Here is a 23,222-nt window from a genome sequence, read left to right as displayed (position 1 = left end):
CACGTGATCAGAGGCGGAACTCGCGTGATTGGAGGGCGAACACGCGAAAGTGCCCGCCGCGGCGAACCGCGACGGGCACTTCCGGAACCGAGAGGACTTACTCGCCCTCGGTTTCACCGTTCTCTTCGGTCGAGCCGGCACCGATGCTCACCGGCGGGGCGTCCGGGACCGACGAGGGCCGGGCTTCGCCGCGGAAGACGAAGTGCGCCTTGTCGTCCTTCTCGCCCTCTTCGTCGTTCCAGCCTTCGACGTCGACCAGGATGATCTGGCCGGGCTGGACCTCGCCGAACAGGATCTTCTCCGACAGCTGGTCCTCGATCTCGCGCTGGATCGTGCGGCGCAGCGGCCGCGCGCCCAGCACCGGGTCGAAGCCGCGCTTGGCGAGCAGCGACTTGGCCTTGGGCGTGAGCTCGAGCTCCATGTCCTTGGCCTTGAGCTGCGTCTCGACCCGGGCGATCATCAGATCGACCATCTGGATGATCTGTTCCTTGGTCAGCTGGTGGAAGACGATGATGTCGTCGATCCGGTTCAGGAACTCGGGCCGGAAATGCTTCTTCATTTCCTCGTTGACCTTTTGCTTCATCTTCTCGTACCGGTTGGTGCTGTCACCGCCGGACGAGAACCCGAGCGAAACGGACTTCGAGATGTCCGAGGTACCCAGGTTCGAGGTGAAGATGAGCACGGTGTTCTTGAAGTCGACCGTACGACCCTGACCGTCGGTGAGACGGCCGTCTTCGAGGACCTGCAGGAGCGTGTTGTAGATCTCCTGGTGGGCCTTCTCGATCTCGTCGAACAGCACCACCGAGAACGGCTTGCGCCGCACCTTCTCGGTCAGCTGGCCGCCCTCTTCGTAGCCGACGTAGCCCGGAGGGGCACCGAAGAGCCGCGAAGCGGTGTAGCGGTCGTGGAACTCGCCCATGTCGATCTGGATGAGCGCGTCGTCCTCGCCGAACAGGAACGCCGCGAGCGCCTTGGACAGCTCGGTCTTACCGACACCGGACGGGCCGGCGAAGATGAACGAGCCGGAGGGGCGCTTCGGGTCCTTCAGGCCGGCACGGGTGCGGCGGATCGCCTGGGAGACGGCCTTGACCGCGTCCTCCTGGCCGATGATCCGCTTGTGCAGCTCGTCCTCCATGCGGAGCAGACGCGTGGTCTCCTCCTCGGTGAGCTTGAACACCGGGATGCCGGTCCAGTTGGCGAGGACCTCGGCGATCTGCTCCTCGTCGACCTCGGCGACGACGTCGAGGTCGCCGTCCTTCCACTGCTTCTCCCGCTCGCCCTTCTGGCCGAGGAGGGTCTTCTCCTCGTCGCGGAGGCGGGCGGCGCGCTCGAAGTCCTGCGCGTCTATCGCGGACTCCTTGTCCCTGCGCACGTCGGCGATCTTCTCGTCGAACTCGCGCAGGTCCGGCGGCGCGGTCATGCGGCGGATGCGCATCCGGGCGCCTGCCTCGTCGATCAGGTCGATCGCCTTGTCCGGGAGGAAGCGGTCGTTGATGTAGCGGTCCGCGAGGGTCGCCGCCTGCACCAGGGCGCCGTCGGTGATCGAGACGCGGTGGTGCGCCTCGTACCGGTCACGGAGACCCTTCAGGATCTCGATCGTGTGCTCGAGCGACGGCTCGCCGACCTGGATCGGCTGGAAGCGGCGCTCCAGCGCGGCGTCCTTCTCGATGTACTTGCGGTACTCCTCGAGCGTGGTCGCGCCGATCGTCTGCAGCTCACCACGGGCCAGCATCGGCTTCAGGATCGACGCGGCGTCGATCGCGCCCTCGGCGGCACCCGCGCCGACGAGCGTGTGCAGCTCGTCGATGAACAGGATGATGTCGCCGCGGGTCTTGATCTCCTTGAGCACCTTCTTGAGGCGCTCTTCGAAGTCACCGCGGTACCGGGAACCGGCGACCAGCGAGCCGAGGTCGAGGGTGTAGAGCTGCTTGTCCTTCAGCGTCTCGGGGACCTCGCCCTTGACGATGTTCTGCGCGAGCCCTTCGACGACGGCGGTCTTGCCGACGCCGGGCTCACCGATCAGGACCGGGTTGTTCTTGGTGCGCCGCGACAGCACCTGCATGACCCGCTCGATCTCTTTGCCCCGGCCGATGACCGGGTCGAGCTTGCCTTCGCGGGCCTGCACGGTCAGGTTGCGGCCGAACTGGTCGAGCACCAGCGACGACGACGGGGTGCCTTCACCGCGTCCGGAACCGGTCTCGGCCGACTCCTTGCCACCCTGGTAGCCCGACAGCAGCTGCAGGACCTGCTGACGCACCCGGTTGAGGTCCGCGCCGAGCTTGACGAGCACCTGCGCGGCGACGCCCTCACCCTCGCGGATCAGCCCGAGCAGGATGTGCTCGGTGCCGATGTAGTTGTGGCCGAGCTGCAGCGCTTCGCGCAGGGACAGCTCAAGCACCTTCTTGGCCCGCGGGGTGAAGGGGATGTGCCCGCTCGGGGCCTGCTGCCCCTGGCCGATGATCTCCTCGACCTGCTGGCGGACGCCCTCCAGCGCGATGCCCAGCGATTCCAGCGCCTTGGCGGCGACACCTTCACCCTCGTGGATCAGACCCAGGAGGATGTGCTCGGTGCCGATGTAGTTGTGGTTGAGCATCCTGGCCTCTTCTTGGGCCAGGACGACCACCCGCCTCGCGCGGTCGGTGAACCTCTCAAACATGTGCACTCCCTCGACTGCTGCGACGGCGGCCCGTTTCCATCGTGCTTTCACCGCGATGGATTCAGCACCGTGAGACCACTCTAGTAGCCATGTGGTCGCGCTGGCGTACCACTACGGCTGATTGCGGCCCGTTCGCGCCCCGGCCGTTCTCCGGCCGTGCGCTCTTTCATCTTCCGGTTGCCCTGCACCTTTACGTCAAGCCCAACGTGCGAACGCGCGCCCGGATTCCGCCGGACGAGGGTTGTCCGCTGAGCGCGAACACGGGCCTGCCCGGTGAATGGGCACCCGTCCGGAGTAGCCACGGATCGTATGTAAGGTTAGCCGTACCTAAGGACGGGAGGGCGGCGTGTCATATCCTCGGACGCTGGCGTCACCCGAAGGCGGACTGAGGGCCTCACTCTCCAGGATGCCCGAGGACGCCCGGCTCCGCGCGGACGTCCCGGCGGGCGAGCCGGACTGGGTCCTCTGCGGCGACCTGCTCGGCGAACCGGCCCGGCTCGTGCGGTGGCGGGAGCGGCTCGCCTGCTGGCTGGCCGAGACGTATCGGGACGCCCCTGTGATCCCCGAACGGACCCCGGCGAGCTGGATCCTGTCCTGGTACCTGCACGTTCCGGCCCTCGCCGGCGCGATGCTGCTCCACCACGGACGTCGCGTCCCGTCGCTGGCGCCGTCCGCGCTGGCGTTCCATATCGGCGCCGGACGGCCGCACCCGGACTCCGTCGCCGTCCTCGGTGACGGCTTCCACTGCCTGCCGACCGACCCGGGCTCGGCGCATCCGAGTGCCGTCGTGGTCCCGGACGAGCGGGCACTGGCGACGGTGCTGCGGGGCAGGTTCGTCGCCCACGCGAGCCGGTTCATCGACGTCTACGGCCCGCTGACGAGGCTCGGGCGACGGCAGTTGTGGGCGGCGGCCACGGACGCGCTCGACAACGCGCTGTGGTCGGCGGGACGGCTGGGCGGGACCCCGGAAGCCGAGGGCGCCGGCGTCGCGGACGCCGCCTTGGTCCTCGAAGCCCGGTTCCCGCCACTGACATCGCCGTCGAAGCTGACGCTGACCGCGGGAGCCGACGGACGCCGCGAGTGGGCGAGAACCCGCGAAAGCTGCTGCTTCAACTATCTGCTTCCCGCGGAATCGGAATGCGGCGGCTGCCCCAGAGTTCGTTAAGGCGTCCAGCCGGGATTACGTCCCGTCACGCCCAAGGCGCGCTCGAACGCCGTCGCGCCATCCGCGACGGTCACTTCTTCGCCGTACACCTTCATCGCGCGCGCCTGGTCACCGATCTCCAGTGCGATGGCGTACACGGCGTCGGCGACTTCGGGGAGAACGGTGAACTCCGCGCCGGTCGCCCTGGCGAGGTCCCAGCCGTGGAAGACGAACTCGTCCAGCACCATGTACCCCGCCATCGACGCGGGCATCGGGTTGCCGCCGAAAGTGGTCTGCCCCCGCCATGCCTCCGGCGCCCCGAAGACGTCCACGAGCCGCGCGGTCTGCTTTTCGATGCCGTCGAGCCACCCGTCGCCGACGAGATCCGCCTCGGCCTCGCCGGAGGACACCTCGGGCGGTGGCGCCTTGCGCCCGGCGGCTTCGAGCCAGGGGCCCCAGTAGAGAAGGTGGTTCAGCAACGCGCGGACGTCGTATTCGGCGCACGGGGTTCGCGCGGAGAGGTCGGACTCGCCGATCCCGCGCAGGATTCCGGCGAATTCCGCCGCGGCGGGAGCGATCAGGGCAGCGTGTTCGGACATGAGGGCATGAGTTCACGGAACCCGGCGCGCCGTCTTGAAGAAACGCGACAGGGTTAGGCCGTGGCCTAGGTTGTTCCGGTGAGCAGGCACCGGATCCCGGCCGGGATCGTCACCGTGCGGGAGGCGAAGTTCAGCCTGGTCCGGCATCGCCCCGCGCCGGAGCTGCGCCCGTTCGTCGACCACCACTGGGTGCTGCGCTGGGACCTGAGCGGCCGTCCGCCCCATGAACAGGTGGTTCTGCCCAATCTCGCGGTGAACGTCACGTTCTTCCGCGACGCGGCGGGCGCGTTCGGCCCGGGGAAACGACCTTTCCGCTACACCGTCGCGGGCACGGACCACGGTATCGGCGTGCGATTCCGGCCGGGGGCTTTCCGGGCATTCCTCACCGGTCCGGTCTCGATGATCTCCGGCGGTTCCGTTCCACTCACCGACCTCTTCCCCGGTGCCGGATCGGTGACGGAATCGGTACGGAATGCGACGGACGACTTCGAAATGGTCCGCCGGTGCGAGGAACTGCTCCTCGCGAAAGATCCCGTGCTCACCGCCGCGGCCAGGACGGCCGTCGAAGCGGCCGAAACAATCGCGGCCGATCCGGCCATTACCAGAGTCGGCGAGCTGTCAAGCCGGACGGGCCTGTCTCGCCGGAGCCTGCAACGCCTGTTCGCCGAACATGTCGGCGCCGCCCCCAAATGGGCGATTCAGGTATACCGCTTGAACGAAGCGGCGGCACGGATCGCCGCCGAGGAACGGCCGGACTACGCGGAACTGGCGACCACGCTGGGCTATAGCGACCAAGCGCACTTCATCCGGGATTTCCGCTCCGTGACCGGATGGGCGCCCACCGAGTACGCCCGCTTGAACCGTGTACAAGAACAAGAAAGCCGCCGGGAACGGATTCCCGGCGGCGTGCGAGTCTGAAAGACCTCAGTTCTTCTTGTGGTAGGCCTCCACGACCTCGGACGGGATACGTCCGCGGTCGGAAACCTGGAAGCCGTTCTTGCGGGCCCAGGCGCGAATGGCCTGGTTCTGCTCGCGGTCCACGGTGGCGGGACGGGCGGCGGCCTTCACACCGGCGACCGGACGAATGGCGGTGCGCTTACGGCCACCCGCACGACGGGCGTGCTCCACATACTGGGCCAGCGCGTCACGAAGCTCTTCCGCGTTTTCCGCGGAAAGGTCGATCTGGTAGCTCACACCGTCCAAACCGAACTCGACGGTCTCTTCCGCCTCAGTGCCGTCGAGGTCGTCGACGAGCGAGACGAGCACCTTCTGTGCCATCTGTTTCCTCCTGCTGGGGGCTTACACGAATGATCTGGTACGGGGCATGCCCCGGACAGAAGACTTTGTCTAGCGACATTAATACCCGCTACCGAGACATAACGCAAATCTTGTTTACGAGAACGATCGAGGTATCTGTCACGCGGACGGGTTATTCGGGTCGGACGAGCGGGAACAGGATGGTCTCCCGGATACCAAGGCCGGTCAGCGCCATCAGCAACCGGTCGATCCCCATTCCGACACCACCGCTCGGCGGCATTCCGTACTCCAGCGCACGGAGGAAATCCTCATCCAGGTTCATGGCCTCACTATCGCCCTGCGCACCCAGCCGGGCCTGTTCCACCAGCCGCTGACGCTCCACGACGGGATCGACCAGCTCGGAGTATCCGGTGGCCAGTTCGAATCCGCGCACGTACAGATCCCACTTCTCGGCGACCCCCGGCTTGCTGCGATGTTGCCTGGTCAGCGGGGATGTCTCGACCGGAAAATCACGGACAAAAGTAGGTTCGTGGAGATGATCGCCGACGAGATGTTCCCAAAGTTCTTCGACGAGTTTGCCGTGGCCTAACTTTGGGTCGAGCTCCAGCTCTCGCGCTTCGGCATAGGAACGCAGCTTGTCCGCCGATGTCTCGGGAGTGACCTCTTCCGACAACGCCTCGGACAACGACTCGTACATTCCGAGTGTGGTCCACTCGCCGGACAGGTCGTACTCCGAACCGTCGGCGAGAGTGACCACCTGAGTACCGAGAACGTTCTGCGCCGCCTCCTGGATGAGCTGGCGCGTCATCACCGCGTTGGAGTCATAGGTCGCATACGCTTCGTAGTACTCGAGCATGGCGAACTCGGGCGAGTGCGACGAGTCGCTGCCCTCGTTCCGGAAGTTCCGGTTGATCTCGAAGACCTTCTCGATACCGCCGACCACACAACGCTTGAGGTACAGCTCCGGCGCGATCCTCAAGTAGAGGTCGAGGTCGAAGGCATTCGAATGCGTTACGAATGGCCTGGCCGCCGCGCCGCCGTGCAGCGTTTGCAGCATCGGGGTCTCGACCTCGAGGAATCCTCGGCCGTGAAACGAGTCACGCAGGGAACGCAGCACACCGGCGCGGGTGCGGACCACGTCCCGAGCCTTGGGACGCACGATCAGATCGACATAACGCTGCCGGATCCGCGTTTCCTCGGCCAGGTCTTTGTGCGCCACGGGCAACGGGCGCAATGCTTTCGACGTGATGCGCCAGGAGTCGGCCATCACGGAAAGCTCACCGCGCTTGGAGGTGATGACCTCGCCGGAGACGAATACGTGATCACCGAGATCGACGTCGGACTTCCACGACGCGAGCGCGTCCTCGCCCACCTTCGCGAGGCTGAGCATCGCCTGCAACTCGGTACCGTCGCCTTCACGAAGACTCGCGAAACACAGTTTGCCGGTATTGCGCATGAACATGACCCGGCCGGTGACGCCGACGATCTCACCGGTGGCGGTGTCGACAGGAAGACCGGAATGCTTCTCGCGCACTTCGGCCAGCGAGTGCGTCCGGGGCACCTCTACCGGATACGGATCGATACCCTCCGCGATTATCCGGTCGCGCTTGTCCCGGCGCACCCGCATCTGTTCCGGCAGGTCTTCGTCGGGGCTCACGCCCTCGGATGCGGGGATTTCAGTCATGGCGCACAGCGTACGAACCCGCCGCTTCCCTACGCCAACCGGATTACCTTTTCCGACTCCGGACCGGCTGGTTTTCTGTCCTTTAACCTTGAGCGCGTGAACTCATCCAGTCCCGGCATCGAACCCGAACTGCACGCGCGCCGCGCCGCTTCGTTCGGCGCGAGGGCCGCCGCCTATGCCGCGCATCGGCCCGACTATCCGGAAAAGGCACTGGCCTGGGGGCTCGCCGGCGCCCGGCACGCGCCGGAACGGGTACTGGACCTCGCGGCCGGCACCGGCAAGGTCAGCGAAGGGCTGCTCGCGCTGGGTGTCGAGGTCACCGCGGTGGAGCCGGACGACCAGATGCTCGCGGAACTGAAGAAGGCGCTCCCCTCCGTGACCCCGCTCATCGGGACGGCCGAGGAGATCCCGCTGCCCGGCGGTTCCGTGGACGCCGTGGTCGTCGGCCAGGCCGTCCACTGGTTCGACCTCGACCGGGCGTATCCGGAGATGGCCAGGGTGCTGAAACCGGGAGGTGTCGTGGCCGCGCTGTGGAACCACGACGACGAGTCGGCGGGCTGGCTCGCCGAGTTGAACACGTTGATCAAGACCTCGATGAGCAGGCGCTGGCTGAGCGACTACGAATCGTTGCCGGAACACGAGGCCTTCGAGCCGTTCGAGAAGAAGACGTTCGGCCACAAACAGCCGAGGACCGCGGAGACCCTGGTGGCGACTCTCGCCACCCATTCGCACATGCTGGTGGCCCCGGCGGAGGAACGCGAAGCCAAACTTCGCACGGCGCGGGAATTCCTCGACCGGAACCCGGAAACCGCCTCGGGGGAATTCGACCTGCCGATCACCACCACCGTCTTCCGGGCGCGTAAGCGATGACCGACTGGAAGGCGGCGTTCACCGCGACGTTCGGCGCTCCCGCGTCGGCGGTGTCCGCGCGGATCTGGGCCGAGGTGTACGGCGACGAGTACCCCGCCGAGCTGGACACCTACAGCTTCGTGACCCGGACGGACCTGCGCCGTATCGCGTCCGAAGCGCGACTCGAACCGGGCGGGCGGCTCGCCGACATCGGCTGCGGGCGCGGCGGTCCCGGGCTGTGGGTCGCCGCGCGGACCTACGCGACGCTCACCGGCGTCGACATCGCGGAGACGGCGCTGGCGTCGGCGCGGCGTCGCGCGGAGGCGATGGACATCGAAGCGGCCGAGTTCCTGGTCGGCGATTTCCAGGACACCGGACTGGACGACGCGTCGTTCGAGGCGGTGATGAGCGTCGACGCGCTGCTGTTCGCGCCCGACAAGCGGCGTGCCTGCGCGGAGTTCGCGCGGATCCTCGTGCCTGGCGGGCGCCTGCTCGTCACGACCTGGGACTTCGACGGGCAACCGGTGAACCGGCCGCCCCAGGTGGCCGACCACCGGCCACTACTGGAAGCGGCGGGTCCTGATGATCGCTTCCCGCCGCCGCGTTTAGTCCTCTGAATGCTGTAGTTGCACACGCAAGGACCGCATTCAGAGGACTAACCGCGGTGGTTGCGGTCGTAGACCAGCCGCAGGCCCAGCAACGTCAGGTCCGGGACGTGCTCGGTGATCGTCTCGGACTCGCCGAGCACCAGGGGCGCGAGGCCGCCCGTCGCGATCACCGCGACCGGATCCGCCCCGCCGGGCGAGAGCTCGCGTTTGATCCGCTTCACCAGGCCGTCGACCTGGCCGGCGAAACCGTAGAGGATGCCGGATTGCAGGCATTCCACGGTATTCTTCCCGATCACCGACCGCGGCGGCACCAGCTCCACCTTGCGCAGCGCCGCGGCCCGCGCGGCCAGCGCGTCGACCGAGATCTCGATGCCGGGCGCGAAGGCGCCACCGAGGAACTCGCCCTTGGCGGAGATGGCGTCCACATTGGTCGAAGTCCCGAAATCCACCACCACGCAAGCGGTGTCCGGGTGCAGATGGTGCGCGGCGAGGGTGTTCACCAGCCTGTCCGCGCCCACCTCCTTGGGGTTGTCGACCAGGAGCGGCACGCCGGTGCGCACCCCCGGCTCGACGACGATCTTCGGCACTTTGGCGTAGTACCGCGAAAGCATGACGCGCAGCTCCCGCAGCACGGCGGGAACCGTGGACAGCGCGCTGATCCCGGTGATCGCGTCCGCGTGTGAGCCGAGGAGGCCGCGCATGGTCAACGCGAGTTCGTCGGCGGTCATTCGCGCGTCGGTGCGCATGCGCCAGTTACCGATCAGCTCTCGGCCGTCGTACAGCCCGAGCACGATGTTGGTGTTGCCGACGTCGACCGTGAGCAGCAAGGGCTCAGCTTTCGGCGTGCAGCAGCGCGTCGAGACGGCGGGCGTCGGCGGTTTCGGCGACCGGGAAGGTCATCGTGTCGTCGTCGGCCAGTGTCACGGTGCCGCTCAGCAGACCGGAGCCCTCCGGCGCGTGCCCGGGGTTGGCGCCCTTCTCGACGATCCGGTTGTCCGCGTCGACGAAGACGACCCGCGGCCGGAACGCGGCCGCCTCGGCGTTCTCCATCTGCGCGTACGAAATGAGGATCACCAGATCGCCGGGGTGCACCAGATGCGCCGCGGCACCGTTGATGCCGAGCACCCCGCTGCCGCGTTCGCCCGCGATCACGTACGTTTCGAGCCGCGCGCCGTTCGTGACGTCCACAATGGACACCTGTTCGCCCGGCAGCAGATCCGCCGCGTCCATCAGGTCCTCGTCGACGGTCACCGAGCCGACGTAGTGGAGGTCGGCCTGGGTGACCGTCGCCCGGTGGATCTTCGATTTCAGCATCGTGCGGTACATCGTGGACTCTCCCTATTCCCCTGCGTCCAGCGCGTGTTCCGGATGGTCCGCGGCGGCGCCGAGCACCACCGGGACGTTGTCGATCAGCCGGGTACTCCCCACCCTGGCCGCGATCAGCAACCGCGCCTCACCGTCCACGGGCGCGGGCCCGAGGTCGGTTCCCCTCAATTCCAGATAATCGACCTCGACCGCGGGCCGCGCGGCGAGGGTCTGCCTGGCGGTCGCCAGCACGGCTTCCGCGCCGTCGCGTCCGACGAAGGCACCCGCCGTGAGTGCCGCCGACAACACGATCGCGTCCTCGCGCTGTTCCGGAGTCAGGTAGACGTTGCGCGAGGACAACGCCAGCCCGTCGCGTTCCCGGACCGTCGGCACCCCGATGACGCGGGTGTCGAAGTTCAGGTCACGCACCATCTTCTTGATCAGCACCAGCTGCTGGTAGTCCTTCTCCCCGAAGAAGGCGTAGTCCGGCCGCACGATGTTGAACAGTTTCGCCACCACGGTCAGCACGCCGGCGAAATGCCCCGGCCGCACCGCGCCTTCCAGCTCGTCGCCGAGCGCGCCGGGATGCACCGTGATGGTGGCCCCGTCGGGATACAGATCCGACGCCTTGGGCAGGAAGCCCAGCTCGACGCCGTCCTCCTTCAGCACCTCGAGGTCCTTGTCCAGCGGACGCGGGTACGCCTCGAAGTCCTCGCCCTCCCCGAACTGCAGGGGGTTCACGAAGATCGACGTCGCGACGACCGTGTTCGGCAGCCGCTTCGCCCGGCGGATCAGCTCGCGGTGCCCCGCGTGCAGGGCGCCCATCGTGGGCACGAGCGCGACCTTGCGGCCGACGCCGTGCAGGGCACGCGTCACCTGGCTGACCTGCTCGGGCGGCTGGAAGGTGTGCAGCGTGCCTCGGGCGAATTTCGGTGTGGTCACTGGTTTTGCTGCCCTTCGGCGGGATCTGCTGGATCACTGAGGAGTTCGGTGAGCTCGGCGGCGGCCGAAGCGTCCAGGAGCCCGGCGGCGTCGCCACGCGCCAGCGTGCGCTTGGCCAGCGCGCGGTAGCTCGGGGCGATGTCGGGGCCACGTTCGGCCAGCACCGCGAGATGCTTGCGCACGGTGCCGAGATCACCACGGGCCACCGGCCCGGTGAGCGCCCGGTCCCCGTGTCGCAGAACATTATCCAACGCCGCCGACAACAACGGAGCCACCAGGCGTTCGGGCTGGGCGATTCCCGCCTCCCGCAACAGTTCCGCGCAGTCGGCGACCAGTGTCATCAGGTGGTTCGCGCCGTGTGCCAACGCCGCGTGATAGAGCGCCCGCGCCTCGTCAGGGACCCGGACGGGCTCCGCGCCCATCTCCACGGTCAGCGCCTCGCCGACGTTCCACGCCGCTTCGTCACCTTCTGTCGCCGTGACGCCGATACTGCAGGTGGCCAGCCTGTCGAGGTCTTCGGCGCGGCCGGTGAAGGTCATCACGGGGTGCAGCGCCAGCGGCAGCGCCCCGGCCTCGGCGGCGGGCGCGAGGACGTCGATACCGTGCGCGCCGGAGGTGTGCACGACGATCTGCCCCGGCCGGAGGGATCCGGTGGCGACGAAACCGCGCACCATCCCGGCGAGCGCGTCGTCCGGAAGGGCAAGCAGAACCAGGTCGGCACGGCGGGCGACCTCGTCAGGAGGCAGGAGGGGCACGTCGGGGAGCAGTTGCTCCGCCCGGCGCACCGAGGCGTCGGAAAGGCCCGAAGCGGCGACGACCGTGTGCCCGGCCCGGGTGAGCGCGGCGCCGACGACGCTGCCGACCCGCCCCGCGGAAACGACGCCGACGGCCAGGCGAGCGGGCCTCATCATGGCGTGCGCCAGTGGACGCTCATGGTCGAAAACTCCTCAACTCGTTCCAGTCCCGCTCTGCGGTCGCGGGTACCAGACGACGGCGCGAGGGTAACCCTCCGGCCCGCGTCTGAACCGGCCCCCGTGACCAGCTTCACCTGACAGTGGTCACCCGCGCGGCGCGCCGTCGGCCAGCCGCACGGCCTCGGCCCGCGACGTCTTGAGCACCTGGAGCAGCTCACGTTGCCGCTGTTTCGCGTCTTCGGTGAGCTTGCGTCCGCGCCGCAGGAACGCGAGCTCGGTCACGCTGGCCTGGTAGCGGCTGACGGCCTTCGCGGCCTCCCGCCCCGACTGCTTCCGCGCCTGTTTCCGCCACGACCGGCGTCCGGAGAGGCTGGCCAGCAGCGCGACCTCCGACGGGGCGATCCAGCGTGCGTCGACCATCATGGGCAGCGCCGCCGCGACGATCCGCTGCTCACGGCGTCGCTGCATGACCACCACCGAGAAGACCCCGATGAACAGCGGCACCATGATCAGGAAGTAGACGTTCAGGAAGGTCTTCGCGCCGCCGAGCAGCGCGGCACCGTTCCACAGCGCGTGAAGCAGCACCGCGACGATGTAACCGCCGATCGGCGCCAGGATCCGCAGCGAGCGCACCTTGCTGCTCGCGGCGACACCGAGCCCGATCCCTGTCATCACGGCGAACAGCGGATGGGTGAACGGCGAGAGCACACCGCGCAGGAAGAACGCCGCGAGCACACCGGCGCTCGTGCCGTCGCCGAAGCCGTGCTCGGCGAAGGCGCGGCCGAAGTAATAGATGTTCTCGGTGAAGGCGAAGCCCGCCGCGGTGAACCCGGCGTAGACGATGCCGTCCACGACGCCGTCGAACTCGATCGGGCGGCGCCACCACAACAGCAGGATGAAAGCGGCCTTCGCGGCCTCCTCGACCAGCGGCGCGGAGACCAGTCCGCTGATCTTGCCGCCGACGCCGGTGCCGAGCAGCAGGTCACCGACGGCCTCGGCACCGCTGTTGAGCAGCAGCGCGATGATCGTCGCGACACACGCGCCCCAGACGAAGGCCAGCAGCAGAAGCTTCGGCGGCTCCGGTTCCCAGCGGTCGACCCACAGGAACGCGGTGACCACCACGGCGACCGGGACCAGCGCCGCGAGCACGCCGATCCCCACCGCGAGCGGGCCGACCTTTTCGGTCACCGTGCCGAAGACGAACAGTCCGCACAGCGCGACGGCGATCAGCCCGAGCACCGGCAGCAGCACGGTGATCGACCGAGACCGGCGGGTCCGGTCGGAACCGGGCGCCGGGGAGGAAGGCTCGCTCACAGCGGGTCACCCTACCGTCGGTACGGGACACGAGCGGGACGTGGAGCTGAAGTTCGACACAGTACCGGCCACACGTGTGAACCCGTCCGGCCGAAGACCTGGCCCTGCCGACGCCGATCGCTGGTTCACCTGTCGGACGCGGTCAGTCTTCGGCGCGCCGCCTGCGCCGCGGAGTGGATTCGTTCGCGCCGTTGGCGGCGAGCAGATCCATCACCGACCGGCCGGAGGCGTGGGAACCCGCGGCGGAGTTCTCCGGACGGCTGCGCGAGGACCCGTTGCGGGACGACTCCTCGTCGTCCGGCTTCGCCCGCCTGCCGCCGTGACGGCCACCTGTGGACTCGGTGCTCTGCCAGGCCGGGGGCTCCCCGTCCGGACGACGGCGACGACCGCCACCGGTGGGCTCGGGGACGTTCGGGGCCGGGGTGAGCGAAACCGAGGAGTCTTCCGCCGCGCGACGACGGCGTCCACCGCCGCCGTTCTGCGCCAGGCGGATCTCTTCGGGCAGCGTCGGGTTGACCGCGGGCGGCTCCTCGGCGGGCGGCGAGCTGTGCCGCGACGGCGCCTCGGCCGCCGGACGGCGCACCGGTTCGGGCTCCGGCTTCCGCACGGGCTCGGCCCGGCGAGGCGGCTCGGACACGGCCGGGATCGACGGCGGCGTCGGCGGCTCCGGCTCACGGCGCGGCTCCGGCCTCGGCTCGGGCCGGGGCAGGGAGACCGAGGGCTGGGGCTTCGGCGGCGGCGTGGGACGCGGCCGGTCCTGGAAGTCGTCCTTCCTGGGGAACGCCGCGCTCAGGTCGGAGACCGGGCGCTCCTGCGTCCACGACGGCTTCCACTCGCCGGTGGCCTCCATCGGCTCCGGCGCGGCGGGCTTGTTCGCGGGCGGCGGCGTGCCGCCGGCCGGCCTGGACCGCTCGACCGGCTTCATACCGGGGCGGGTCAGGCCGAGCTCGCGGTTCGGGCGGGGACGGTCCGGCTCGACCTTCTTGACCGGCTTCGCCTGCGCGGGGGGCTTCACCGGCGGCGTCTGCTTGCGGGTCTGCTCCTCGGGCCGCGTCGCGGGAGGACGCTGCACGGTGCCGGCGTCGAGCCGCTGCTGCAGCGAAGACTGCTGCGGGCGGCGGGGCGGTTCGTTGCGCTGGGGTTCCGGGCGCTGGGGCTGCCGGGCGACGGTGGGCATCGACGGCTGCGAGACCTCCGCGCGCGACACACCCGGCATGGACGGGCGGGACACCTCGGCCGGGGTCACCGGCGGCGGGGTCTTGCGCTGGGGGTCGACCCTCGGCATCGGCCGGGAGACCTCGGCGGGCGACATCCCGGGGTTCGACATCTCGAGCCGCTCGCGACGGGCGGCTTCGGCGGCGAGTGCTTCGGCCGCCTTCGAGGCGCGGGCGTCCGCCTTGCGCATACTGCGGCGAGTCGACTCGTCGACCGGCTTCGGCCGCTGGACCTGATTGCTCTGGCCGTAGCCGTTGGTGCCGTTGACCTGGCCGTTCGCCGGTTTGCGGCGAGCGGCGGGCGGTGTCCCGGCCCGCGCGGAGGCGGGCTCGAGGACGCGGTCGATCATCTCGGTCGGGCGGTCGCGCTCACGCTCGTCGACGTCGATCGTGGTGCTTTTGGCCGCCATGAGCTGGGGTTTTCCGTTGCCGTTCTCGGATCCGGCGCTCATCAGCTGCTTGTTGTCGAGGGACCGCATCCGGGTGGCTTGCGCGGTGAGCGCGACGCGTTCGAGGAGGACCTCGCCGCCGAAGAGCGACTGGAGGCTTTCACGCAGAGCGCTCACCTCGGCTCTGAGCGCTTCGAGCTCTTCCTGGGAGCGGCTCTCGGCGGCCTGCCTGGTCTCCGCCTCGATTTCGAGCTCGAACTCGCGGCGGGCGGCGATCTCGCGTTCCAGCTCCAGCTCGTAGACGGCCTGCGCCTCGGCGACGGCGTCCTCGCTCTGTGACACGTGCTTGCGGTAGCGGACCGCCAGGAACGCACCGATCAAGGCGGCCCACAGCGCCGCGACGATCCCCAGACGCAAGTAGCGGAGGTCGTCGGAAAGCACCAATGCGAGAGTCGCGCCGACGGCGAGAACCAAGCCGACGACAAGCCACGGCCTACCCGCAAGGCGGCCGCGCGAGTCGTCACCCACCCCGGTCATGCCCAACACCGTACCTTCTAGTAATCCGAACGAGACCTAGTCGGTACTTCGAGCGGTGGCTCCCGAGCGTTAACCGGTCGGCGCGGGATCGCTGTCCCGATCACCGCCCTCGGGGGTCCGGCAGCAGTGTTCGAGCCATAAAGCCGCAGCTACCAGCGCCGCCGAGCTGACGATCCCGACCGTCGCCGAGCGGAGATCACCGCTCGCCGCGAGGAGTTCGTCACGTCGCGGAAAAAGATACGCGAAGGCCGCGAGCCAGACGCCCGTCATGGCGGATCCGGCGAGCGAAGAGGCCTTGGCGAGGGCCACCGATCGGGCGACGGAGATCGCGGCGAGCACGCGGCCCTCCTTGATCCGCGACCGGATGATGAAGGCGAGCACGAACTCGCAGAGCGCGAGGACGAGCAGCGTGACTCCGGCGAAGAGCGGAAGCGCGGGGATGGATCCGTAGGCGACCTGGAAGACCAGATAGGCCAGGACCAGACCCAGGAGGCCGGCCACCGCCAGCTCACGTGGCCGGGTGAAGTGCATGGTCCAACGCTACCTGGCAGGCTTGACTCTCCACCAACTGGAGAGTCGACGATGAAGCATATGGGCACCGCAGCGGTTTTCACCATCGGGGAGCTGGCCAAACGGACCGGCCTGCCGGTGAAGACCATCCGCTTCTACTCCGACGAGGGGCTCCTGCCCCCGACCGACCGCACCAGCTCCGGCTACCGGCTCTACGACGCCACCGCGATGGCGCGCCTCGAGCTGGTCCGGACGCTGCGGGAGCTCGGGCTCGGCCTCGCCGACGTGGAGCGGGCGCTGACCAGGGAAGCGACCATCGGGGACCTCGCGGTCCAGCACGTCGCCGCCCTGGACGAGCAGATCCGGCGGCTGAAGCTGCGCCGGGCGGTCCTGCGAGCGGTGGCCAAACGGGATTCACCACTGGAGGAGGTCGAACTGATGAACAAACTCGCGTCGATGTCGGATGAAGACCGCAAACGTTTGCTCGACGAGTTCTGGGCGGACATGGTCGAAGGGCTCGAACTGGATCCGGAGTTCTACGAGCGGATGCGCTCGGCGAAACCGGAACTGCCCGACGACCCGACGCCCGAGCAGCTGGAGGCCTGGATCGAGTTCGCCGAACTCGTGCAGGACGAGGAGTTCCGCGCGTCCATCCGGCGGATGAGCGAGTGGCACTCGCAGCTCCGGAAGCAGGACGGAGCGGACTTCGGCGCGAAGCAGCAGGAGCTGTGGATGGCGTGGAGCGCGAAGGCGACCGAAGCGCTCGAAGCCGGCCTCGCGCCCGACTCGGCCGAGGGCCGGGAGCTGGCGGAGACGATCTTCACGCAGTCTTCGCGGAACGGCCAGGACCCGGCCGACCCCGCCTGGCGGAAGCGGCTGACCGACGGGATGGCGATCAGCTCCGACCCGCGCGCCGAGCGGTACTGGATGCTGCTGGGGAGGATCAACGGCTGGCCGTCGTTCCCCTCGCAGATGGCGCAGGCCGAGTGGATCATCGCCGCCCTGCGCTCCGCGCTGGGGTAGCAAGGGACCTTTGCTACCACCCGCGGCTCGCCGCGCACTTAGTCCTCCGCATGCGGTGGTTCGTGGCGCGAACTACCGCATTCAGAGGACGAAATGCGGGGGTCAGGCGAGGGGCAGGGACGTGAGCCGGACGGAATCGCGGTCCGCAGGGGGGCGGGCGGCGAGGAGGTCGGCGACCGGACCGTGGCCGGGGAGCACCGCATCGGGCTCGATCTCCAGCCAGGGGATCAGCACGCTCGCGCGCTCCGGCGTGCCGGGATGAGGAAGCAGCAACCGGGGGTCATCGGAGCGCACCCCGTCCACGGTCACTATGTCGACATCCAGCGTGCGCGGGCCCCACCGGCGTTCGCGCACGCGCTCCGCCGCCTGCTCGGCGTCCTGCCCGGTGCGCAGCCAGTCCCAGTGATCCCGCGCCGGGTCGTCGACCAGGACCACGGCGTTGAGGAAGTCCGGCTGGTCCTCGACGCCCCACGCCTTCGTCTCGTAGACCGACGACACCGCGACGACCGCGGGCCGGACCGCGTCGACGGCGGCCTGAAGGAACGCGAGCCGATCCCCGAGGTTGGAACCGAGCGAGAGCAGCGCGCGGCTCATCGCTCCCGCCGTCTCTGTGAGTGCGCGCAGCGCACGATCGGAGACTTCACCGCGCGCGCCCTCTTTCGCGGCCGCCGGGCCGCCCGAAAACGCGTTGCCGGGGCGCCGGTCATGTCGGCCGCCGGGGTGACTCCGGGCCGCGCCCCGTCTGCGCGTTTTCGTCAGCGCGCGCAGAAAACACCGTGACGGCGACGTCGTCGAAGTTCAGCGGGATCGGCGCGGACGGCTTGTGCACTGTCACCTCGACGGCGGTCAGCCGCTCGTCGCGCAGCACCTCGTCGGCGATCTTCCCGGCGACACTCTCGATGAGGTCGTACGGCTCGCCCGCCACGATCCCGGCCGCGAGTTCCGCGAGTTCGCCGTAGTGCAGCGTCTTGGTCAGGTCGTCGGACGCGGCGGCCGGGCCGAGGTCCAGCCACACCACGATGTCGACGACGAACTCCTGCCCGTCCCGCTTCTCGTGGTCGAAGACCCCGTGCCTGCCGAAGACCCGCAATCCGGTCAACGTGATCCGGTCAGACAACAGGACTCCCCTTCCGCCAAGCCGCCGCGACGGTCACCGCGTCGATACTCGCGCCGACCTCGTGCACCCGCACACCCCAGGCGCCGGCCGCCGCGGCGAGCGCGGACACGGCCGCGGTCGCGTTCTCGCGGCCGTCCGGCGGAGCGGGTTTTCCGTCCTTTCCGGACAAAAGGCGCCCGAGGAACCGTTTGCGCGACGCGCCGACGAGAACCGGGAAACCCAATGACAGGAAGGAATCCAGGCCGTTCAACAAGGCCCAGTCGTGTTCGGCGTTCTTCGCGAACCCGAGCCCAGGGTCGAGCACGATCGCGCCGCCGTCGACACCCGCGGCGAGCGCTTCGTCCACTCGGGACAGCAGTTCGGCGCGCACGTCCACGACGACGTCCTCATAGGACGCCAGCGCGTTCATGTCCTTGCTGTGCCCACGCCAGTGCATCAGGACATACGGGACACCGGTCTCGGCGGCGACCTTCGCCATGTTCGGATCGGCCAGCCCGCCGGAGACGTCGTTGATGACGGACGCGCCGGCCTCGACCGCGGCGAGGGCGACCTCGGCCCGCGTGGTGTCCACGGACATCGCGATCCCGTCGGCGGCGAGCGCGCGAATCACCGGCATGATCCGGGAAATCTCGGTCTCGGCGTCCACCCGGGACGCTCCCGGCCGCGTCGACTCCCCGCCGACGTCGATCAGATCCGCGCCGCGCGCCCACATCTCGCGCGCGTGCTCCAGCGCCTGCTCGACCCCGAGATAGCGGCCACCGTCCGAAAAGGAATCGGGGGTGACGTTCAGAATCCCCATCACCGCGCACCGTCCGGGCCGGGGCAGGGCGGTCATCGACGGCCCTTGATCAGATCCAGCGCCTCCGCCCGCGAGGACGCCGAAGTCTGCAACAGACCGCGCACGGCCGACGTCGTCGTCCGGGCTCCGGGCTTGCGGATGCCACGCATGGCCATGCAGAGATGTTCGGCCTCGACCACGACGATCGCGCCGCGGGGCGCGAGTTTGCGCATGAGCGCGTCGGCGACCTGGGAAGTGATGCGTTCCTGGACCTGGGGACGCTTGGCGTAGAGATCGACAAGGCGAGCCAGTTTGGACAGGCCGGTGACCTTGCCGTGCTCATTGGGGATGTAGCCGACATGGGCGACGCCATGGAATGACAACAAGTGGTGTTCACAGGTGCTGAACATCGGGATGTCCGTCACGAGCACGAGTTCTTCGTGTGCCTCGTCGAACGTGCGGTCCAGGACGTGGTCCGGTTCGGTGTAGAGCCCGGCGAACATTTCCCGGTAAGCGCGAGCGACCCGGGCCGGGGTCTCCAAGAGACCGTCCCGGTCCGGGTCCTCTCCACAGGCGAGCAGGAGTTCGCGTACGGCCTTCTCGGCCCGGTCCTGGTCGAAGACCGGGCTTGCGCCGTTACCGCTTGGTGTCGTCCTGTCCGTCGTCACGCCGTTGCTGTCCTTCGTCCTGCTGACCGCCGGGCTGGTCAGGGAACCAGCCTTCACGCGGGCGGTCTTCGGCGGGACGCCAGGGCTGGTTCGGCTGGCCGCCCGGCTGCGTGGCCGGGGTCCATCCGGGAGGAGCCCCGTAGTTCGGCGGGCCGCCTACGGGCCCACCCTGGTAACCGCCTGCCGGTCCGCCCGGCTGCTGCCCACCATATGCCTGGGGCCAGTGACCGGTGCCGTTCGGCCCACCGTTGGGGCGACCACCGTTGGGGTAGGCGCCCGGCGGCGGAGGAGCGTAGGGGTTGGCGTTCGGGTCCGGCGGCGCGTACGGCGGGCCACCGGGAAGGTCGCCGCCGCCCTGCGCGGTGCCGACCGGGGTCGGCGCCGGCTGCAGCACCGGCTGCTCCTTCTTCTCCTCCGGCGGGGGCCACGGCTCGCCGCGCTCCATGGCCAGCTCGCCGGGGGTCTTGATCGGCGGCTTGTCGGACGGCTTCCGGTCGCCGAACTCGTTGAAGATGGTGATGTGCGGGCGCTTCTCGACGGTCGCGAAGATCCGCTCGAGGTCCTTGCGGGTCAGCGTCTCCTTCTCGAGGAGCTCGATGACCAGCTCGTCCAGCACGTCGCGGTAGGTGCTCAGCACGTGCCACGCCTCGGTGTGCGCGGTCTCGATGAGCTTGCGCACCTCCTCGTCGATCTCGTGCGCGACTTCCAGGGAGTAGTCCGCCTGGCGGCCCGCCGAGCGGCCGAGGAACGGGTCGCCCTGTTCCTGGCCGTACTTGACCGCGCCGAGCCGGGCGCTCATACCGTATTCGGTGACCATCGCGCGGGCGATCTTCGTCGCCTGCTCGATGTCGGAGGAGGCACCGGTGGTGGGCTCGTGGAAGACGAGTTCCTCCGCCGTCCGGCCGCCCATCGCGAAGACCAGGCGCCCGATCATCTCCGAGCGGGTCATCAACTCCTTGTCGTCCTCCGGGACGAGCAGGGCGTGACCGCCGGTGCGCCCGCGCGGCAGGATCGTCAGCTTGTAGACCGGTTCGATATCCGGCATCGCCCACGCGGCGAGCGCGTGCCCGCCCTCGTGGTAGGCCGTGATCTTCTTCTCCTTCTCGGAGATGATCCGGCTCTTGCGGGCGGGGCCGCCGACGACGCGGTCGACGGACTCCTCCAGCGCGGCGTCGGTGATCACGTGCCCGTTCTGGCGGGCGGTGAGCAGCGCTGCCTCGTTGAGCACGTTCGCCAGGTCCGCGCCGGACATGCCGACGGTCCGCTTGGCGAGGCTGCCCAGGTCGGTGCCCTGCGCGATCGGCTTGCCCTTGGCGTGCACCTCGAGGATCGCCTTGCGGCCGCGCATATCCGGCGCGGACACCGGGATCTGGCGGTCGAAGCGGCCGGGACGCAGGAGCGCCGGGTCGAGGATGTCGGGACGGTTGGTCGCGGCGATCAGGATGATGCCGCCGCGCGCGTCGAAGCCGTCCATCTCGACGAGGAGCTGGTTCAGCGTCTGCTCGCGTTCGTCATGGCCGCCGCCGAGGCCGGCGCCGCGCTGGCGGCCGACCGCGTCGATCTCGTCGACGAAGATGATGCAGGGCGCGTTCTGCTTGGCCTGCTCGAACAGGTCGCGGACTCGCGAGGCGCCGACACCGACGAACATCTCGACGAAGTCGGAACCGGAGATCGTGTAGAACGGCACGCCCGCCTCGCCGGCGACGGCTCGGGCGAGCAGCGTCTTACCGGTACCGGGCGGCCCGTAGAGCAGGACGCCCTTGGGGATCTTCGCGCCGAGCGCCTGGTAGCGCGCCGGGTTCTGCAGGAAGTCCTTGATCTCGTACAGCTCTTCGACGGCCTCGTCGGCGCCCGCGACGTCCCCGAAGGTCGTCTTGGGCATGTCCTTGTTGAGCTGCTTGGCCTTCGACTTGCCGAAGTTGAGGACGCGGTTCCCGCCGCCCTGGGCGTTGTTCATCATCCACATCAGCAGGCCCAGCACCAGCGCCAGCGGGATGGCGAAGATCAGGATCTGGGTGAGGACGTTCTGCTGGGTGACCTTGGTGGTGAACTTGACCGGGTTGTCACCGCTCTTGAGGCCGATGAGCTGGCCGTAGATGGTGCCCGCGACGTTCGCCGGGTACTGCGCGATGATCTGGTCGACCTGCTGGCCGTCGACCTCGATCTTCTTGTTCAGCAGCAGCTTGATCTGCTGCTCCTTGTCCTCTTGCGAGGCTTCCTTGACGTTGTTCGCGGTGATCTGCTGGTTCGCGATCGAGATCGGCACCTGGGTGTAGCCACGATCACTGTCGAAGATCGTGTTGTATGCGAGAAACGCCAGTACCGCCGCGAGAATCCAGAGCACTGGGTTCTTGAGCACGCTCTTCCGGTTCATACGACTCGGCCCTGGTGGCCTCGACCCTTCCTGGTTGGGCGGCTCCTGTGATACCCGCCATCACGATCTTGACGACCCATGGTGCTCCGACACCCGCCCCTCAGGATACCGCCCGCCTGGACGGATGAGGGTGGTGAGCCTCTCGGACGTAAACGGCGGACGTCGCGCGAGGGTTCCCGGAGCGGGACCCTACCGTGTGTCGACCGCCACACCGGCGGCCATTTCGCCCAGCCGCATTCGGAGTGTCTTGACGTCGGCAGGCGAGACGGTGACCCACTCGCGTCCGTCGGGACCGGCCTGTGACGTGCTGAGATAGCGGCCGCTGGCGGTGTCGAACCAGCCGAGGACCCGGGACCGCTGCTTGGCGCCCACGTGGGACCGGCTGTTCGCTGCGAGCTGACCGCCGCGCAGCCTCGGCTGGCCGGTGAGCTTGCCGAACGCCTCGCGCGGGTCCGCGGTGATGCGTTCACTGAGCGAGACACGCGGCTTGTCCTTGCGGCGGGGCTTCGCCGCTTCGGGCTCCTCGGCCTGCTTCGTCGGGTTGATGGCGGCGCGAATCGGCTCGGTGCGGCGGGCGTCGTCGATCGGCAGCGTGACGGACGCCTCCGAGCCGCGCTGCCCGGGGGGCAGCAGGTCGACGACCGCCGTCGGGAGCCCGTCGGCGGGTGCCTCACGCAGCCAGATCCCGGACTGGTCCTGGATCGCGATCACCGCGTCGCGGCCGTCGGTGGCGCCGAGCACGGCGATGGTCGGGGCCTGGAATTCGGGGATGTGCAGGGCGTCGATGGTCAGCGAACCGCGGGCGAGGAGATACAGCCAGTCCTCGATCCTCCGCTCCAGCCTTCCCCGGCCGTCGCGGATTCCGCGGGCCTGGAGTTCGTTGTCGACGCGCTGGCGCAGCGCCCGGCGCTCGAGCTCGGTCGCGCCGTGCGACCGGACGCGCAGCGGGTACGGCAGGTCGCCGAGCTCGGCGGACTCCCAGAGGAAGTCGAACGCCATCGGTGTGAAGTGTTCCTGGTGCATGTGCTCCGTGCCCTCCCGGCACCTCGGCTTCATGGGCCTCGGGACGCCCAGAGGTTCACGATAGCGAAGGGGTACGACGGTCGGCGGCCGGATCGGCCGATCATCGACGACCGGCACACGGCCGCGGCTCCGGAACCCGGTTCCCGGCAAAGTCGGATGGCTGCGGTGGTCGTGGGTGGGGGGTTGGGGTTTCCCCCCCAACCCCCCCCCCCACCCCCCCCCGCCGGTCCGGGCGCCGAACCCCCCGCCGTCCCCCACGAGGTCTTTGGTGCCCACCACCACGCCCAGCTCGCCAAAGAACCCCGAAACCCCGCTCC

The 23,222-nt window shown here is 68.9% G+C and carries 22 protein-coding genes; 5 read left to right on the top strand and 17 right to left on the bottom strand.

Going from position 1 to position 23,222, the window contains the following annotated elements:
• Positions 1-97: 97 nt before the first annotated feature.
• Positions 98-2,656 carry an ATP-dependent Clp protease ATP-binding subunit gene (locus AC0685_RS34085; RefSeq protein ID WP_478229261.1) on the bottom strand — a complete coding sequence of 853 codons (2,559 nt, stop codon included), beginning with the start codon at positions 2,654-2,656 and terminating at the stop codon, positions 98-100.
• A 406-nt stretch (positions 2,657-3,062) separates the two neighbouring features.
• Between AC0685_RS34085 and AC0685_RS34080 the strand changes: the two genes are divergently transcribed.
• Positions 3,063-3,821, top strand: a complete 759-nt coding sequence (locus AC0685_RS34080; RefSeq protein ID WP_478229260.1) for a (2Fe-2S)-binding protein — start codon at positions 3,063-3,065, stop codon at positions 3,819-3,821.
• Here the strand turns inward: AC0685_RS34080 and AC0685_RS34075 are convergent.
• A complete protein-coding gene (locus AC0685_RS34075; RefSeq protein WP_478229259.1) occupies positions 3,818-4,399 on the bottom strand; it encodes a TIGR03086 family metal-binding protein in 582 nt (193 codons plus the stop codon). The genes AC0685_RS34080 and AC0685_RS34075 overlap by 4 nt on opposite strands.
• A gap of 78 nt (positions 4,400-4,477) precedes the next feature.
• On the opposite strand from AC0685_RS34075, the gene AC0685_RS34070 reads away from it, so the two are divergent.
• Positions 4,478-5,317, top strand: a complete 840-nt coding sequence (locus tag AC0685_RS34070) for an AraC family transcriptional regulator (RefSeq protein WP_478229258.1) — start codon at positions 4,478-4,480, stop codon at positions 5,315-5,317.
• A gap of 6 nt (positions 5,318-5,323) precedes the next feature.
• Here AC0685_RS34070 and AC0685_RS34065 read toward each other — a convergent pair whose 3' ends face one another.
• Entirely contained in the window at positions 5,324-5,677 is a 354-nt protein-coding gene (locus AC0685_RS34065) for a histone-like nucleoid-structuring protein Lsr2 (protein ID WP_005165380.1), read from the bottom strand.
• Between the two features lie 151 nt (positions 5,678-5,828).
• The gene (lysS, locus tag AC0685_RS34060) at positions 5,829-7,340 is read right to left on the bottom strand and encodes a lysine--tRNA ligase (RefSeq protein WP_340685366.1); all 1,512 of its coding nucleotides are present in this window, start codon (positions 7,338-7,340) and stop codon (positions 5,829-5,831) included.
• A 96-nt stretch (positions 7,341-7,436) separates the two neighbouring features.
• Between lysS and AC0685_RS34055 the strand changes: the two genes are divergently transcribed.
• Both AC0685_RS34055 and AC0685_RS34050 read left to right on the top strand, forming a co-directional pair.
• Positions 7,437-8,210 carry a class I SAM-dependent methyltransferase gene (locus AC0685_RS34055; protein WP_478229257.1) on the top strand — a complete coding sequence of 258 codons (774 nt, stop codon included), beginning with the start codon at positions 7,437-7,439 and terminating at the stop codon, positions 8,208-8,210.
• Positions 8,207-8,806 (top strand): class I SAM-dependent methyltransferase, encoded by a 600-nt coding sequence (locus AC0685_RS34050; RefSeq protein ID WP_478229256.1) that lies wholly within the window; start codon positions 8,207-8,209, stop codon positions 8,804-8,806. The genes AC0685_RS34055 and AC0685_RS34050 overlap by 4 nt, the downstream gene beginning before the upstream one ends.
• Positions 8,807-8,844: 38 nt before the next feature.
• Here AC0685_RS34050 and AC0685_RS34045 read toward each other — a convergent pair whose 3' ends face one another.
• The 7 genes from AC0685_RS34045 to AC0685_RS34015 form a co-directional block, all read right to left on the bottom strand.
• Positions 8,845-9,624, bottom strand: coding sequence for a type III pantothenate kinase (locus AC0685_RS34045; protein WP_478229255.1), 780 nt, complete (start codon positions 9,622-9,624; stop codon positions 8,845-8,847).
• 4 nt (positions 9,625-9,628) lie between these two features.
• Positions 9,629-10,123, bottom strand: coding sequence for an aspartate 1-decarboxylase (panD, locus tag AC0685_RS34040; RefSeq protein WP_016337767.1), 495 nt, complete (start codon positions 10,121-10,123; stop codon positions 9,629-9,631).
• 12 nt (positions 10,124-10,135) lie between these two features.
• Complete coding sequence (gene panC, locus AC0685_RS34035; protein WP_378442294.1) at positions 10,136-11,044, bottom strand: pantoate--beta-alanine ligase; 909 nt, start codon at positions 11,042-11,044, stop codon at positions 10,136-10,138.
• The gene (locus AC0685_RS34030; protein ID WP_478229322.1) at positions 11,041-11,967 is read right to left on the bottom strand and encodes a Rossmann-like and DUF2520 domain-containing protein; all 927 of its coding nucleotides are present in this window, start codon (positions 11,965-11,967) and stop codon (positions 11,041-11,043) included. Before AC0685_RS34030 ends, panC begins: the two co-directional genes overlap by 4 nt.
• A gap of 135 nt (positions 11,968-12,102) precedes the next feature.
• Positions 12,103-13,272: a PrsW family intramembrane metalloprotease gene (locus AC0685_RS34025; protein ID WP_478229254.1), complete on the bottom strand. Its 1,170-nt coding sequence runs from the start codon at positions 13,270-13,272 to the stop codon at positions 12,103-12,105.
• A 142-nt stretch (positions 13,273-13,414) separates the two neighbouring features.
• Positions 13,415-15,412, bottom strand: a complete 1,998-nt coding sequence (locus AC0685_RS34020) for a DUF6779 domain-containing protein (RefSeq protein WP_478229253.1) — start codon at positions 15,410-15,412, stop codon at positions 13,415-13,417.
• 69 nt (positions 15,413-15,481) lie between these two features.
• A complete protein-coding gene (locus tag AC0685_RS34015; protein WP_478229252.1) occupies positions 15,482-15,943 on the bottom strand; it encodes a DUF3180 domain-containing protein in 462 nt (153 codons plus the stop codon).
• 60 nt (positions 15,944-16,003) lie between these two features.
• Between AC0685_RS34015 and AC0685_RS34010 the strand changes: the two genes are divergently transcribed.
• Positions 16,004-16,945 (top strand): MerR family transcriptional regulator, encoded by a 942-nt coding sequence (locus tag AC0685_RS34010; RefSeq protein ID WP_478229251.1) that lies wholly within the window; start codon positions 16,004-16,006, stop codon positions 16,943-16,945.
• A 102-nt stretch (positions 16,946-17,047) separates the two neighbouring features.
• Here the strand turns inward: AC0685_RS34010 and folK are convergent, their stop codons facing one another.
• From folK to AC0685_RS33980, 6 genes are all read right to left on the bottom strand, one after another.
• The gene (folK, locus tag AC0685_RS34005) at positions 17,048-17,539 is read right to left on the bottom strand and encodes a 2-amino-4-hydroxy-6-hydroxymethyldihydropteridine diphosphokinase (protein WP_478229250.1); all 492 of its coding nucleotides are present in this window, start codon (positions 17,537-17,539) and stop codon (positions 17,048-17,050) included.
• A gap of 109 nt (positions 17,540-17,648) precedes the next feature.
• The gene (gene folB, locus AC0685_RS34000) at positions 17,649-18,062 is read right to left on the bottom strand and encodes a dihydroneopterin aldolase (protein ID WP_478229249.1); all 414 of its coding nucleotides are present in this window, start codon (positions 18,060-18,062) and stop codon (positions 17,649-17,651) included.
• On the bottom strand, positions 18,055-18,897 hold the full coding sequence (gene folP, locus AC0685_RS33995) for a dihydropteroate synthase (RefSeq protein WP_478229248.1): 843 nt from the start codon (positions 18,895-18,897) through the stop codon (positions 18,055-18,057). Before folP ends, folB begins: the two co-directional genes overlap by 8 nt.
• Complete coding sequence (folE, locus tag AC0685_RS33990; RefSeq protein ID WP_478229247.1) at positions 18,894-19,508, bottom strand: GTP cyclohydrolase I FolE; 615 nt, start codon at positions 19,506-19,508, stop codon at positions 18,894-18,896. The genes folP and folE overlap by 4 nt, the downstream gene beginning before the upstream one ends.
• Positions 19,477-21,882: an ATP-dependent zinc metalloprotease FtsH gene (gene ftsH, locus AC0685_RS33985; RefSeq protein ID WP_478229246.1), complete on the bottom strand. Its 2,406-nt coding sequence runs from the start codon at positions 21,880-21,882 to the stop codon at positions 19,477-19,479. Before ftsH ends, folE begins: the two co-directional genes overlap by 32 nt.
• A 189-nt stretch (positions 21,883-22,071) precedes the next feature.
• Positions 22,072-22,905: an ESX secretion-associated protein EspG gene (locus AC0685_RS33980; RefSeq protein ID WP_478229245.1), complete on the bottom strand. Its 834-nt coding sequence runs from the start codon at positions 22,903-22,905 to the stop codon at positions 22,072-22,074.
• Positions 22,906-23,222: the final 317 nt, after the last annotated feature.

The sequence above is a fragment of the Amycolatopsis sp. NPDC043889 genome, from assembly GCF_056435645.1.
Note: the sequence above shows the minus strand (reverse complement) of the source record. Positions and strands in the feature narration are given on the sequence as shown.

What these genes read in the sequence shown, in the direction of transcription:
- AC0685_RS34020 (WP_478229253.1), bottom strand. Translation starts at nt 15,412, where the DNA reads ATGACCGGGGTGGGTGACGACTCGCGCGGCCGCCTTGCGGGTAGGCCG.
- ftsH (WP_478229246.1), bottom strand. Translation starts at nt 21,882, where the DNA reads ATGAACCGGAAGAGCGTGCTCAAGAACCCAGTGCTCTGGATTCTCGCG.
- lysS (WP_340685366.1), bottom strand. Translation starts at nt 7,340, where the DNA reads ATGACTGAAATCCCCGCATCCGAGGGCGTGAGCCCCGACGAAGACCTG.
- AC0685_RS34075 (WP_478229259.1), bottom strand. Translation starts at nt 4,399, where the DNA reads ATGTCCGAACACGCTGCCCTGATCGCTCCCGCCGCGGCGGAATTCGCC.
- folP (WP_478229248.1), bottom strand. Translation starts at nt 18,897, where the DNA reads ATGACCGCCCTGCCCCGGCCCGGACGGTGCGCGGTGATGGGGATTCTG.
- AC0685_RS34085 (WP_478229261.1), bottom strand. Translation starts at nt 2,656, where the DNA reads ATGTTTGAGAGGTTCACCGACCGCGCGAGGCGGGTGGTCGTCCTGGCC.
- AC0685_RS34080 (WP_478229260.1), top strand. Translation starts at nt 3,063, where the DNA reads ATGCCCGAGGACGCCCGGCTCCGCGCGGACGTCCCGGCGGGCGAGCCG.
- AC0685_RS34050 (WP_478229256.1), top strand. Translation starts at nt 8,207, where the DNA reads ATGACCGACTGGAAGGCGGCGTTCACCGCGACGTTCGGCGCTCCCGCG.
- folK (WP_478229250.1), bottom strand. Translation starts at nt 17,539, where the DNA reads ATGAGCCGCGCGCTGCTCTCGCTCGGTTCCAACCTCGGGGATCGGCTC.
- AC0685_RS34065 (WP_005165380.1), bottom strand. Translation starts at nt 5,677, where the DNA reads ATGGCACAGAAGGTGCTCGTCTCGCTCGTCGACGACCTCGACGGCACT.
- panD (WP_016337767.1), bottom strand. Translation starts at nt 10,123, where the DNA reads ATGTACCGCACGATGCTGAAATCGAAGATCCACCGGGCGACGGTCACC.
- AC0685_RS33980 (WP_478229245.1), bottom strand. Translation starts at nt 22,905, where the DNA reads ATGCACCAGGAACACTTCACACCGATGGCGTTCGACTTCCTCTGGGAG.
- AC0685_RS34015 (WP_478229252.1), bottom strand. Translation starts at nt 15,943, where the DNA reads ATGCACTTCACCCGGCCACGTGAGCTGGCGGTGGCCGGCCTCCTGGGT.
- AC0685_RS34010 (WP_478229251.1), top strand. Translation starts at nt 16,004, where the DNA reads ATGGGCACCGCAGCGGTTTTCACCATCGGGGAGCTGGCCAAACGGACC.